We start from the raw sequence: 14,841 nt of genomic DNA on the forward strand, positions 1-14,841 counted from the left end.
AAGACGGGATTACTATTTTAAAACCGAGTTATTACGCAAGCATCGTAACTGGATTTTCTATAAATTGTTTCAATGTTTGTAAAAATTGAGCTCCAGTTGCGCCATCAATTGTTCTGTGGTCGCAAGCTAAAGATAACATCATCGTATTTCCAACTACAATTTGACCGTCTTTTACAATCGGTTTTTCTACAATAGCTCCTACAGACAGGATAGCAGAATTGGGTTGGTTAATGATTGAATTAAATTCGGTAATACCAAACATTCCAAGATTAGAAACTGTAAAAGTACTTCCTTCCATTTCTGTAGGTAATAATTTCTTGTTTTTTGCTCTTCCTGCAAGATCTCTTATGCTTCCGCCAATTTGAGATAAACTCATAGCATCTGTAAAACGTACTACAGGAACTACTAATCCGTCTTCAACAGCTACAGCAACTCCAATATTTACGTGATGATTAATAAGAATTGAATCTTCTCTCCACTGTGAATTTATTTTTGGATGTTTTTTCAAAGCCATTGCACATGCTTTTATCACCATATCGTTAAAAGATACTTTTGTATCTGGAATACTGTTAATGATAACTCTTGATTTCATTGCTTCATCCATAGTCACTTCAATTACTAAGTTGTAATGCGGTGCCGTGAATAAAGATTCTGCTAAACGTTTCGCAATGATTTTTCGCATTTGCGAATTCTTGATTTCTTCTGTGAAAACTTCTCCTGCTGGAACAAATGGTTTTGCAACGTCTACAGTTTCTGTTTTCGTCGATGCAGTTTCAGATGCCGCTGCCGGAGCAGCTGTAGTTTGTGGGGTAAAGTTTTCGATATCGCTTTTTACAATACGTCCGTTTTCACCAGAACCTTTTACTTGTGTCAATTGAATTCCTTTATCACTTGCAATTTTCTTTGCCAATGGTGATGCTAAAATTCGTTGACCGTCAGTTGATGGTTCTTGAACGATTGGTTCCGAAGCTTTTTCTGTTGAAGCAGCTTCTTTTTCTTCTACTGCATTAGGAGCCGCTTGTGGTGCTCCACCAGTTTTATAATTTTCAGCAATTCCACTGATATCAGTTCCTGCAGGCCCAATGATTGCCAAAAGGCTATCAACAGGTGCAGTATTGCCTTCTTCAATTCCTACATATAATAAAGTTCCTTCGTTAAAAGATTCGAATTCCATCGTTGCTTTATCGGTTTCGATTTCAGCAAGAATATCACCTTCAGCAACAGCATCTCCTACTTTTTTTAACCAAGTAGCTACAGTTCCTTCCGTCATGGTATCGCTCAAACGAGGCATCGTGATAACTACAACTCCTTTTGGTAATGAAGTTGTTGCGGGTGCTGCAGCTTTTGTAATTTCAGGGCTCGTTATTGTTTCTTCTGTAGCTTTAGTTTCTTCTTTAACTGGAGCTGCATCAGCTGGTTTTCCTGCTAGTAAGGCCGAAATATCCTCGCCTTCAGTTCCTATAATTGCTAATAAAGAGTCTACCGGTGCAGTTTCACCTGCAGGTATTCCTATATGTAAAAGTGTTCCTTCATTGAAAGACTCAAATTCCATTGTTGCTTTGTCAGTTTCAATTTCTGCAAGGATATCTCCTTCGCTTACTTTATCACCTACTTTTTTTAGCCAAGTCGCTACCGTTCCTTCCGTCATCGTATCGCTCAAACGAGGCATTGTAATTATTGTTGCCATAATTGATTTATAGTTTATGAGGTAAAAATGGATAGTTCTCTTGTTCGTATACTACATCGTAAAGTTGTTGAATAGGTGGGTATTCAGATTCTTCGGCAAATTTTACACATTCTTCCACTAAATCTTTTACCCTTTGATCAATAGCTTCGATTTCCTCTTCTGTAGCATACTTTTGATCTTTAATTACATCTAAAACTTGAGTAATTGGATCTATTTTTTTGTATTCTTCTACTTCTTCTTTCGAACGGTATAACTGCGCATCTGACATAGAGTGACCTCTGTAACGGTATGTTTTCATTTCAAGGAAAGTTGGTCCGTCTCCACGACGTGCTCTGTCAATTGCTTCAGTCATTGCTTCAGCAACTTTTACAGGATTCATTCCGTCAACTGGTCCGCAAGGCATTTCGTAACCTAAACCTAATTTCCAGATATCAGTATGGTTGGCTGTTCTTTCTACAGAAGTTCCCATTGCATATCCATTATTTTCAACAATAAAAACAACTGGAAGTTTCCACAACATAGCCATATTAAAAGCTTCATGTAAAGATCCTTGACGTGCTGCTCCATCACCAAAATAAGTCATAGTAACACCGCCAGTTTCAAAATATTTATCGGCAAAAGCTAATCCTGCACCTACAGGAATTTGTCCTCCTACAATTCCGTGACCGCCATAAAAACGGTGCTCTTTTGAAAAGATGTGCATGGAACCACCCATCCCTTTTGAAGTTCCGGTAACTTTTCCTAAAAGTTCTGCCATTACGCGTCTAGGATCAACTCCCATACCTATTGGTTGAACGTGGTTTCTGTAAGCAGTAATCATTTTGTCTTTTGTCAAGTCCATTGCGTGCAATGCGCCAGCTAATACTGCCTCTTGACCATTGTATAAATGTAGAAAACCTCTAACTTTTTGTTGGATGTATAATGCTGCAAGTTTGTCCTCAAACTTTCTCCAAAGCAGCATATCTTCATACCACTTTAAATATACTTCTTTTGTAACTTCTTTCATCTGAATTTTTCTTTTGCTAAAGTGTTATTGTATTATCAATTTGTACCTATAACGCAAAACAGTTTCCTCCCACAAATTTGCGCCCCGAAGGGTCGGGATGCAAAAATAAGACATTCCAAGTAAGAACTAAAATTTAATAGGCAATTTTTGGATTTTTTACAAGAATTTTTTATCAAACATAAATGGGAGTAAATTTTTCAGGGATTCCGATTTGTAAATTGTACCTATTTCTCCCATAAAATAAATTTCTATTGGGGTCTTTTGTCGAATTTCATATTCGGCAATTGATTGTCTGCAAGAACCGCAAGGTGGAATTGGAGCTGTAGTTTGGTTTGTGTCCGAAGCAGCGGTAATTGCCATTTTTAAAACCTTGGCATCAGGGTACATGGAGCCGGCATAAAATATGGCGACACGTTCTGCACAAAGTCCAGAAGGATATGCTGCGTTTTCTTGGTTGGAACCTACAACAATTTTACCGTTGTCTAAAACTAATGCAACGCCAACTCTGAATTTTGAATAAGGTGCATACGCATTTTTTCTTATTGTCACTGCTTGTTCCATTAAATCCTGAACATCATTTGGTAAATCAGTGGTGGAATCAAATACTTTAAATTGTGTTGTAATTGTTATTTCTTTCATGCTTTTAAAGGAAAAAAAATCCAAATTTCATCACGAAGCCTCGGATTGAAATTTGGATTGTTAATTATGATTTAATTTAAATTTAATATTCGTCATACTTTTCACCAAAATTGAATGTTAATGAAAAACGAAGTGTATTTTCTAATGGATTTTTTACTTTAGACGCTGAAAATAAATAAGAAACATCTACTTTGACTACGTTGTATTTGAAACCTACTCCAAGAGAGAAAAATTGTTTAGCACCTTTTACAGGACTTTCGTGAAAGTAACCCAAACGCATTGCAAAGGAATTTTGGTACAAATATTCTGCTCCTACAGCATAGGTAACTTCTTTTGCCTCTTCTCCTAATCCATCAGGAGCATCACCAAATGATCTGAAAACACCGGATGTCCAGCCGATAGATCGGTAATCATCATTGTTTTGATTGCGTTCTTCGGATGTTACTGTTCCATCGCCGTTTAAATCTGGATCTTGTGGTGTTGGAACTAATAACTTATTAAATTCAACATTTAAGGCAACCTTATTATAGTCATCTAAAATAAAATCAAAACCAGTTCCTATTTTTAAATTTGCAGGGATGAAGTTATTGTTTAAAATATCATTATCATAGCTAATCTTTGGACCTAAATTTTGGATGTTAAATCCCGCTCTCCATCTTCCGTTGAATTCGTTATACGCTATTTCTTCCGACTGATAAAAACCGGCAACATCAACCGCAAATGTACTTGCTGATGAGGCGTCGTTATTATCAGAAGCTACTTTTAAATTTGAATTTATAAAACGTCCCGCGATCGCCATAGAAAATTTCTCGCTCAATTTTAAGGAATACGATCCGTCAATAGCAAATTCGTTTGGAGAAACTGTTGGAAAGTCTTCTAGAGGATCGCCTGTTTGACGTAATTCAATATCTCCAAAACCAAAGTAGCGAAGGCTTCCTGCAAATGCACTTCGGTCATTCAATTTTTGATAATAGGTTAATTGTCCTAATGAAATATCATTTGCTATATCAGTAAGATAAGGCGTATAGCTGATGGAAAATCCTTGTGCATCAGTTGCAAAAGCATATTTTGATGGATTCCATTGTTGAGAAAAAGCATCTGCAGAAGTGGCAACCCCAATATCAGCCATACCTGCTGCTCTTGCATCAGCTGTGACTAATAAAAAAGGAACCCCTGGATTTATTACCCTTTCTTGTGCGTTAGCAGAAGTAATTATAAATAAAAGGATAAAAAGTGGTATTATTTTTCTCATTTTGATGCAAATATTTATTAAACAAATATAGTATAATATTAAAGTATTACAAGTTTTTCAAATTTTTCAGATTTCTTATTGGTCAAGCTTGATTTTACAGTGAGTTTATACACATAGACGCCTTTTCCTATTCGGTCGCCAAAATCATCTTTACCGTTCCAAGTTATTTCTTTGGATAAAAAGCCTTCTGTTGTGATAATTTGATTTTTTGTCCAAACTATTTTCCCAGTTATTGTCATTACTTGCACCTGAACTTCTAATGGTTCATAAGGTCTGTTGTGGGTAAACCAAAACTCAGTGTAACTAACGAAAGGATTGGGATAATTTAGAACATGTGACAATGTTATCGTTAGATCGCCCACTACAATAAATTGTATTTCCGCAGTTATGGGGTTGTTGTAAACATCCCATGCTTTGAATGTTATAGTGTGTAATCCAGGAGCTAAATTGCGCAACGGAAACCGAAGTGTTCCACTTGTAAAATCATCCAGATTTGTTTGATAATAATCATTTAAAACAAAAGGATTGGTCACATCTCCATCTAAAACGGCAACAATATCATGACCTATTCCACTGGCTGTATTGATGCCGTTTTCATCTTCGAGATGCGCAACCAGAAAGGGAGATTCATTTGTTATGCCTCCCGAAACAAAAGTCTCGTCGTTCATATATAACTTAACTCTTGGGCTAATATTGTCTGCTGTAGCGTTTTCGTTTATTCCGCCTATTTTTATGCTGGAGTCGAAACCAGTTTCATTTTGCAATGATTGATTTTTTTTAGCATAAAAACTAATTCTTCCGTTTGCCAATGGGACTCTAATATCTCTTGGTACAACAAAACTAAATTCAAATTTTCCATTAGTAACTGATGCGTTTCCCCTGAATATTGTTTCTCCTAAAACATTAAAGTTAATTACTGGACTGTTGCCATCATTATTATAGGTAGCTCTGGAGACTGTTTTGTCAAAAATAGTGGTGGAAATTTCGCCATTATAATTGGTCAATGGATTATTATTTTCGTCCGTAACTTCTCCTGTCAGTTTGATTTTTGCCAATGATTTGAAGTCGTCCATAGTTTGGGTAACGGGAACGTCATTTACCTTTGTCAGTCTGATTTTTGGTTTGGCTACTGCAAGCATTATGGCTGGGTCACCAATGTAAAAAACAACATTGGTCGCTGAATTTGGATTGCTGTTTTTGGAAATTCTCAGCGCTTCTGCGATTGATGTGTATTGGTTTGAACCATACGACAACAGATTTTTGGTGAAAGCATCGTTGAAATTTTCTGCGCTAAACTGACCAATGGAGCGTATTGTGGTAATCATTGAAATTGCTCCGCCTTTTGGATTCCAATAGGTATATTCGCCAGCTGTTGGTCTAAACGGATTGTCAAAACGCGAGAACTCACACGTAATGGTTATAAACAAAGGATATTTGAATTGATTACTCAAGTTTTGTCCATCTAATTTTTCCCAAATTCGTTCTGCAGATAAGCCGTCTTCACCACCATGTCCCAAATAATTAAATACCAGAGCACCTTTTTCGAAAGCATTAAAAAAGTCAGTTCGAGCTTTCGGATATCTGGAACCTCCTGCAGAGGCTTCTTGAGCGTAGGAATCTAAAAAAATTTTATTTACATTCAAGAACTGTTTTTGCGAAGCAATTGTGTTTGCAAGACTATTTTGTCTGCTTTGCAAAGTGGCATCTGAAGGAATATCGGAATCATCAGAAACGAGTACAAAGTTATTTCTCCAGCTGCCGTAAGATTTTAAATCATGGTATTCAATTACTTTATTGACCATTTCATCAGCCTGTTTGGTGTCATTAACCAGCATTCTTCCCACCGCAATATCGATTCCGCCAAAATAAGAAACCACATTTCCTTCCGATGGATCCATTAACCCAAAAAAATCATCGGAGGCAAAAGAGGATTCGCCTGTAGTGTTACTGTTTAAGGAATGGTATATAGGTACAACATTTGTATTGTTTATGATCCGGTTTTTGAAATCGTAAGAGGCGTCGCCAAATAGGTTGATAAATCGTACTCTTTTATCCGGTGTTGAAGCATTTTCATAAATGTACTTGATACAGTTTCTTATGGCGGCAACGTCTTGTTTTCCGGAAGAAAACTCTTGATAGATCGATTCTAATGGAATTACTTTTACGTTTAAATGAGAATACGTACGATGAAAACTGGCTAATTTCTCCGCTTGTGAGGTTAAAAAAGAGGGGGAAATAATTACATAATCAATATCTTGAAATTGACCTTGGCTGTTTTTAAAAAGTGTGCCTTTCAGGTTTTGATTCGCAATTTTTGATTTGCTGTCTTTTAATGGTATATAATAATCCGCTGGATCTAATGCGATGTATTTTCTCAGTTCGCCAAGATTTGCTTTAAAATTAAAGGTGTTCTGGTTAGAATTCGCCACATTTCGGATGCTATAAATGTCGGTAACATCCCAAATTTGAGAAATTCCCGTTGCATTTGAAATTTCATAATTTACAATTCCAAGATTAGAAACAGATTGATCGTATTGAAAATGAAATTGTTTTCCGTAGCCTAAAAGTTTTCTTTTGGCGATAAGCCTAATATTGTCCAAGAAACCTTTGGAGCCTGGAACGCCATTGTTATTGTATTTTAATTTTATTTTGATGTTTTCCGCTCCACTGAAATTGCTGTTATTCGGTAAAAATCCAACGATAAATTCGGTTCCTGAATTGCTTTTTAACGCTGGAAATGAAATGGTGCCAGCCGCATTTCCATTTGCGGTAACATTAAAAGAGGTTGGCGTAAAAGCGGCGGCGGCGGCTGTCAGCATGATTTTTACAGGGGTTGAGGAATCGAAATTTGGAAAAACAAAATCAAATTCCTGCTCATTCTTTACCTCAAATGATTCGCCAAACCATTGACGACCCAAACGGGCGATATTTACAATATCCTCTTCATGGAATTGATAATCGTCAAAAGAAGTTAAGGTCAGCGTGCTGTTTCCGGTAGGTTGTGTCAAAGGTGCGATTCTTTTTCCATCGGAGCCTTGTACAGTTATGTAGTAACAAGATTTTTTATCATACAAATTTAGGTGCGTTCTGCTTTCCTGATTCCAATTGTCAACTCCTTCGCCATAAAAAAGGATGTAATCTTCATTATTGAAAACTCCGTCACTTTCACCGTTAATTTGAATAGCATTTTCGATCAAATCCTTTGGGTAAAAAATGTTATTAGACAGTGGTAGCATTCGACCTCCATTACCATATATTTTTATTTTCCTTGGGTCAACAGCACTAACATCAAGTCCCAGTTGTTGTAAAAAGCTTTTGGAGAGTTTGTAAACTCCTGATTTTTCGACATAAAATTGAAACCAATTACCAGTTGCTAATACTGAATTAGAAATGGTGTTAGCGGTTTTGCTGGATTGCGGGATTCTGGAGGTGTTGTTTTCGATTTCATACGAAAAGGATTTAATTCGTTTGAATCCAAAATCGTCCTTAATTATAGGTGAAAGGGTAATAAATGCTTCTTTAAAATCTCTTGAATTAGAAACTTGCAGACTTGCATTTGTTGTTTTTAAAATGTTTTCGGAAGATAAGTCGCCAAGCTGAGAGAGAGTCATTGGCTCATAAATGACATTTGTAATCTGCACCTTTGCTTCGTCAAAAGTTACGGACTGTTTTGTGTTTAAAGTAAAAACAAGCGTTTTATTGGAAGCATCATAATGAAAACTGTTTCCTGTAAATTGAGGAATAATAACCTTAAAATCACCATAAGACATTTCTTTTTTTTCAAGCCATTCAAGGGTAACATCACCTTTAATTTGAGCCAAAGAAACGATCGGAATTAGGGCTAAAATAGCCAAAAGTATTTTTCTCATTGTTTTTTTAACGTGATTAATAGTGCGTTATTATTAATCAGTAAAAATAAATCATTTCGTGTAATTGTAAATAATAAATATTATAAATTTGCGTTAGGATAGATAATTTAATGTTAAAGTTAGATTTATAAATTTATTAAAAAAGTTAGATGCTGATTAATTGTTAATTATTATATTGCGGCACTAAAATTATTACCCACTAAAGAGTATGAAAGCAAACAGAATTATGGGCTTACAGGTGTTACTAACAATCATGCTGATTGTAGGTTTCTCCAGTTGCAGTAAAAAATCCAGCTCAAAGAACACTTCAAGAGCGACGGGTTGGAACATGGACAGTAAAAAAGGCTCAAGCAAGAAAAAGCAAGAAGCAGGACCAGGTTTGGTTTTTGTTGAAGGTGGAACGTTTACAATGGGTAAAGTGCAGGATGATGTTATGCATGATTGGAATAATACACCCACACAACAACACGTTCAGTCCTTCTATATGGATGAAACTGAGGTGACCAATTCAATGTATTTAGATTATTTAGATTGGTTGAAAAGTGTTTATCCGCCAACAGAGGAAAATTACAAAAATATATATGAAGGTGCCTCACCAGATACTTTAGTTTGGAGAAATAGATTGGGTTATAATGAAACGATGACCAATAATTACTTGAGACACCCGTCTTATGCTGAATATCCGGTTGTTGGGGTTAATTGGATTCAAGCGGTAGAATTTAGTAATTGGAGAACGCAACGTGTAAATGAAGCGCTTTTAGAAAAAAACGGATACTTAAAAAAGAATGCAAAAACGCTTGATGTAACTGCTGAGAGTAATTTTGATACTGAAACCTACTTAAATTCACCTACTTCAGCTTATGGAGGAAATGAAGAGATAGTATTAAAAGGAGGAAAAGGAGCCAAGAAAACTCCTAAAGCTGGAAAAGACGGAACTGTCGCTGAAGCAAAAAATGTATATGCACAACGTTCTTCAGGAATTCTTTTGCCCGAGTATAGATTGCCAACTGAAGCAGAATGGGAGTACGCAGCCGCTGCAGATGTAGGTCAAAGAGAATATAATATCTATAAAGGACAGAAAAAATATCCTTGGTCAGGTGGATACACCCGTTCAGGAAAAAGACAAAGTCAAGGAGATCAATTGGCCAATTTCAAACAAGGTAATGGTGATTATGGTGGAATCGCAGGCTGGTCTGATGATGGTGCTGATATAACAAATGAAGTTAAAAAATATCCGGCTAATGATTTTGGATTGTATGACATGGCAGGAAACGTAGCAGAATGGGTACAAGATGTTTACAGACCTATTGTTGATAATGAAGCCAATGATTTTAACTATTTTAGAGGAAATCAATACACTAAGAACAAAATTGGTTCTGATGGAAAAGTGGAGATTGTTACCAAAGACAACATGAAGTATGATACTTTAAGTAATGGTAGAATTGTTGCCAGAAACTTTCCAGGTCAGATTGCTCAAGTTCCAGTTGATGAACAAGAAACGTATTTAAGACAGAATTTTGATAAAAGCGACAACGCAAATTATAGAGATGGTGACAAACAATCTACCAGATATTATAATTTTGGAGATGCTGAATCTGATGATGATAAAACAAAATCAGAGAAAACAATGTACAATTCTCCTAAACACAATGTTACAACAGACAGTTTAGGTAAAATGGTTAGAAAGTACGACAGATCTAGCAAAAGAACTACACTGATAAATGATGAATCTCGAGTGTATAAAGGTGGTTCTTGGAGAGACAGAGCGTATTGGTTAGATCCTGCACAAAGAAGGTATTTTCCTCAAGATATGGCTACGGATTATATTGGTTTTAGATGTGCTATGTCAAGAGTAGGACCAAAAGCAGATAAGAAAAGATCACCAAGAAATTAAATTTTTAATATATAATAAAAATAAAAGCCCTTTGATTAGGGCTTTTATTTTTTTAAAATCATTATAAATGGATATCAAGTACATTCATAATTTGTTTTTAAAATGTAGTTCAGTTTCGATCGATACACGTAAAATTGAGCCAAACTCATTATTTGTTGCTATAAAAGGAGAGCGGTTTGATGCTAATATATTTACAAAAGAAGCATTAAAAAAAGGTGCTTCATATGTTATAATTGATGACGAATCGTATCGCATTGATCACAGAACAATTTTAGTTGAAGACAGTTTGGTTGCACTACAGGAATTAGCAAAATTTCATCGTGATTATCTAAAATTGCCTATAATTGCTCTTACGGGAAGTAATGGAAAAACGACTACTAAAGAGCTTATTAATGCCGTGCTTTCTAAAAAGTATAAAACGAAGGCGACCATTGGGAATCTCAATAACCATATTGGAGTTCCGTTGACATTGCTTTCTTTCACTTCAGAAACTGAAATTGGAATAGTTGAAATGGGAGCGAATCACAAAAAAGAAATTGAATTTCTTTGTGAATTAGCAAAACCGGATTACGGTTACATTACTAATTTTGGCAAAGCTCATTTAGAGGGTTTTGGTGGAGTTGAAGGAGTGATTGAAGGAAAAAGTGAAATGTATCAATACCTTTCGGCCCATGATAAGAGTGCTTTCATTAATTTGGAAGACCCAATTCAAGTTGAAAAGTCAATTGCGTTAAAAACGTATTCTTTTGGTATAAATAAAGCAATTGTGGATGTTAATATTTTATCAGTTAAAGCGAATCCGTTTGTTGAGATAGGTTATTCCGGGTTTACAATACAATCCCATTTAATAGGGTTGTATAATGCAAATAACATTAACGCAGCGGTAACGATAGGAAAATATTTTGGAGTTGCTGATAGTGAAATAAAATCGGCCTTGGAAAATTATATTCCTGAAAATAATAGATCACAATTGGTGCAAAAAGGCTCAAATCAGATTATACTGGATGCTTACAATGCAAATCCAAGTAGTATGAAAGTAGCAATTGAGAATTTTCTACAATTAGAGAATTCTAGTAAGGTTATGATTTTGGGAGACATGTTTGAGCTTGGAAAGGAAAGTTTACAAGAGCATGAAGCAATTGTTGCCATGTTGTCCAACGATGAAAATGTTAAGTGTTACTTTGTTGGCTTAGCATTTTACGAAAATAAAATAGAGAAAGATAATTTTTGGTTCTACGATACTTTTGAAAGTTTTTCAAATGATTTTTCAAAAACGAAATTAACTTATTCTACAATTTTAATAAAAGGTTCACGAGCAATGGCATTAGAGCGAACCTTGGAATTTATTAAGTAGTTATTATGAAACAATTCAACTAAAAAGTCCATCAAAATTTAAGTTGATGGACTTTTTAGTTGAATTAAATACTCATTAAAAAACCAGTTAGATTTTCTTTTTTATTAAGGTCTAATTTTTTTCTTAATCGGTAACGTGCTAATTCCACTCCGCCACTTGAAATATTCATGATTTCTGCAATTTCTTTCGTTGACATATTCATTAATAAATAGGTCGATAAATCCAATTCTCGGGGAGATATTGTTTGATATTTTTCTTTCAATCTTTTGAGAAAATCAAAATGGACATTCTTAATGTGTTTTTCTAAATCTTTCCAGCTTTTGTCCGCATTAACTTCTTTGGTGATGCTTTTGTTCAACTTTGAAAATTGAAATTTGATAGAATCATCGAAGGATTCAACATTGATGTCTTTTAATTTGTAAATGATTCCATTAAGGATTTTGTTTTTCTTGACTACTTGCAGCGAGTTATTGACTAATTCTTTATCTTTTGCTAAAATCTTAATTTGCAGCTTGTCGCTTTTTAATTTTTCAATTTCTTTTTCCAGTTCATACTGTTCCTGTCTTATTTTAGATTCTTTCTCTAAATAAAGCCGTCTTTGTTCAATTGTTTCATAATATTTATTTTTTCGTATTTTTATTTTAATTCTGTTTCTAATAAAAAATATTGAAGCAACTACAACTAGAACGTAAAACAAATAAGCTAAAAAATGCCTATAAAATGGAGGGGAAACGGTAAAAGTTGCAAAAGCTTCTTCAGATTGAATGCCGTAACTGTTTCTAACTTTTAATTTCATTGTGTAATCACCTTCTTTTAGATTGGTGTATTCTTTTATGGCAGCTGTTGACCAATTGCTCCATCTGTTGTCAAAACCTTCCATTTGATAGGAAAATTCTATGTTTTCGAGATTTTCATAAGTCGGGGATGAAAAGGTAAATTTTAATTGATTTGAGGCGTACGGAATTTTTAGGTTTTCAATTTTATTTTGCCCGTTTCCCAAAAGCAAAGTGTCTCCGGGGTAGGAAAAGCTTCGGATAAATGCCTTGGGTTTTGTAACTAAATTATTAGATAATTTAGTGTTATAATGCGCTAAACCATCATTTAAGCCTATGAATATGTTTTCGGAATTTATAGTATTTATGGATAGGTAATTGTTAACTAAATTGCCTGTTAAATTTGAAAATGGAGTTAATGCGTTTTTATATTTATCATTCCGGCTCTTCATTAAAACGCCTAATGATTCATTAAAGAGGTACCAGATGTTACCGTAGTCATCCTCTGTCAAGGAATAGATTTTTGGAATTTCCTTAAATAGGGCGCTAATTTTTTGATCCTCAAAAAACAAATCTAGTTCTTCGGAGTATTTATAAAAACGGTTTTTTGTCTGAAAGTAAATAGTGTTTCTTATACGCTGAATACTTCCAATTCCTGGAAGTGAATTTGATAAATTCTTGTGTGTTTTAATTGATTTAAATTTTTTTAAATCTGCGGAAATTCTCATTTGATAGATTAACTCATCTTTTTTTAGCCATAAATTTTTTTCATCTAATTCAAATGCATTGGCTGATTTATCAAAACCTTCAATTTGGTTTTTGTATTCCAAGCTATTTACTGTTTTTTCAAATACAGTAAATCCGTTATAAGTAGAACCAATGATATAATTTGGACGATTTGGAATTGACTTAAATCCAAAATGTCCTTTATTATTTAGTGTTTTAACCACTTTTTCACCCGATATCAGTAAAGCACCTTTATTGTGTGCGCATATTAACTGGTCGTCAATCACTTGGATGTTCCATGCCTGACCAGTTGTTCCTTCGACAAGTGTAAATTCATTTTGTGTAATAGTGTTGTGCCAAGAATGATAAAAAAGACCTTGATTGGTTGCCACGTAAAGATTTCCTTTATGAACAACTGATGCGTAAACGGTGCTTAAACCAAAACTAAAGCCAAAATAAGTAAACGGAGAATTTTCATTTATAAAGGCAATTCCGTTGTCCAGCCCGAGCCATAGATTGCTTTTATTATCAAGGAAAGAGGTGAGAGCCGTGTTGTTTTGAAGTCCTTTTTGATGATTGATGTGTTGAATTATTTTACCGTTTAAATCGCAGATAATAACACCATCTAAAACAGAATTCAGTACGATGAACTTATCCTTTATTGTTACTCCGCCTAGAGAACTATTCTTTTTAATGAAAGTATTAGCTTCCGTATTCCATGAAGTCATTTTTTCTCCGTTATACAAATACAATCCTTTGTCTAAAGTGGTAATGAGTATTTTATTTTCAGGCATAGGAAACATTCCCCAAATCTCGGTATTGTTTAAAGTTGCAGAGCCTTCCAGAGGTTGTAATTGTCCGTTTTCATATTTCATTATGCCTTTAGATACATCCTGAAAATAAAGTTGATTTTTCACTTGAAATGAAAATTGGAATTTATTAGGTGCTTCAAGTAATTTGAGATTATTTTTTTTGAAAATATATGCTCTTGCAAAAGATTGGAAAATAACTTCATCGTCTTCCAGGTGTATTTTCCAGATGAAGTCAATTGTTTTAATATTTTTACGGTTTACTAATTTTGAAATGGAGAAATAAATTAGTTTTCCTTTTGAGTTTGATTCGAAATAACCAAATTCGTCGTAACCACCGACAAATATTTTCCCGGAGACACCAATTTTTAAACATCTAATAGCGGAAAAATTAGGCAAAGTGTATTTTCTCCAAGTAGATCCGTCAAATTGAAGAAGGCCATTATTATTAGCAAAGTACATATTGCCATATTTGTCTTGGTCAATATTCCAGTTTTGGGTGCCTCCTTTGTAATCTGTTCTTTTGTAATTTCTAATTTCTGGTAGGCCAATATTTTTTACCTGGCCATAGGTTGTTACAGAGTATAGAATCAGAAAAATTAGGATTTGAAGTTTAGAAAATTTCATTATTGAAGTCTAAATATGTTGCGTTAATAATCTTTTAAAAAGAAGATGAATAGTATTTATAAATACATAGAGATTGGGCTGTATTCTAATGAATTCTATAAATAAAGTACAAGATTTATTTATTTTATAAATGTAGTGGTTTTAATTTAAATTAACATTTAAATAACAATGATAAAAAATATATAAACTATTAATATACAATAAT

At 34.4% G+C, this 14,841-nt stretch carries 8 protein-coding genes; 2 read left to right on the top strand and 6 right to left on the bottom strand.

Annotated features, from left to right (window positions below; translation table 11 throughout):
* Positions 1 to 31: 31 nt before the first annotated feature.
* The 5 genes from ACP7AV_RS16125 to porU all read right to left on the bottom strand — a co-directional run bounded on the left by ACP7AV_RS16125 (position 32) and on the right by porU (position 8,453).
* Positions 32 to 1,687, bottom strand: a complete 1,656-nt coding sequence (locus ACP7AV_RS16125) for a 2-oxo acid dehydrogenase subunit E2 (protein ID WP_426092821.1) — start codon at positions 1,685 to 1,687, stop codon at positions 32 to 34.
* Between the two features lie 7 nt (positions 1,688 to 1,694).
* Positions 1,695 to 2,693 (bottom strand): pyruvate dehydrogenase (acetyl-transferring) E1 component subunit alpha, encoded by a 999-nt coding sequence (gene pdhA, locus ACP7AV_RS16130; protein ID WP_091203731.1) that lies wholly within the window; start codon positions 2,691 to 2,693, stop codon positions 1,695 to 1,697.
* A 156-nt stretch (positions 2,694 to 2,849) separates the two neighbouring features.
* Entirely contained in the window at positions 2,850 to 3,332 is a 483-nt protein-coding gene (gene cdd, locus ACP7AV_RS16135) for a cytidine deaminase (protein ID WP_426092822.1), read from the bottom strand.
* 82 nt (positions 3,333 to 3,414) lie between these two features.
* The gene (gene porV / locus ACP7AV_RS16140; protein WP_426092823.1) at positions 3,415 to 4,584 is read right to left on the bottom strand and encodes a type IX secretion system outer membrane channel protein PorV; all 1,170 of its coding nucleotides are present in this window, start codon (positions 4,582 to 4,584) and stop codon (positions 3,415 to 3,417) included.
* 38 nt (positions 4,585 to 4,622) lie between these two features.
* A complete protein-coding gene (gene porU / locus ACP7AV_RS16145; RefSeq protein WP_426092824.1) occupies positions 4,623 to 8,453 on the bottom strand; it encodes a type IX secretion system sortase PorU in 3,831 nt (1,276 codons plus the stop codon).
* 208 nt (positions 8,454 to 8,661) lie between these two features.
* On the opposite strand from porU, the gene gldJ reads away from it, so the two are divergent.
* Both gldJ and ACP7AV_RS16155 read left to right on the top strand, forming a co-directional pair.
* Positions 8,662 to 10,347, top strand: coding sequence for a gliding motility lipoprotein GldJ (gene gldJ, locus ACP7AV_RS16150; protein ID WP_426092825.1), 1,686 nt, complete (start codon positions 8,662 to 8,664; stop codon positions 10,345 to 10,347).
* 67 nt (positions 10,348 to 10,414) lie between these two features.
* Complete coding sequence (locus ACP7AV_RS16155) at positions 10,415 to 11,701, top strand: UDP-N-acetylmuramoyl-tripeptide--D-alanyl-D-alanine ligase (protein ID WP_426092826.1); 1,287 nt, start codon at positions 10,415 to 10,417, stop codon at positions 11,699 to 11,701.
* Positions 11,702 to 11,765: 64 nt separating this feature from the next.
* Here the strand turns inward: ACP7AV_RS16155 and ACP7AV_RS16160 are convergent, their stop codons facing one another.
* On the bottom strand, positions 11,766 to 14,636 hold the full coding sequence (locus ACP7AV_RS16160; protein ID WP_426092827.1) for a triple tyrosine motif-containing protein: 2,871 nt from the start codon (positions 14,634 to 14,636) through the stop codon (positions 11,766 to 11,768).
* Positions 14,637 to 14,841: the final 205 nt, after the last annotated feature.

Source organism: Flavobacterium sp. DSR3-2 (genome assembly GCF_049896525.1).
Taxonomy (GTDB): domain Bacteria; phylum Bacteroidota; class Bacteroidia; order Flavobacteriales; family Flavobacteriaceae; genus Flavobacterium.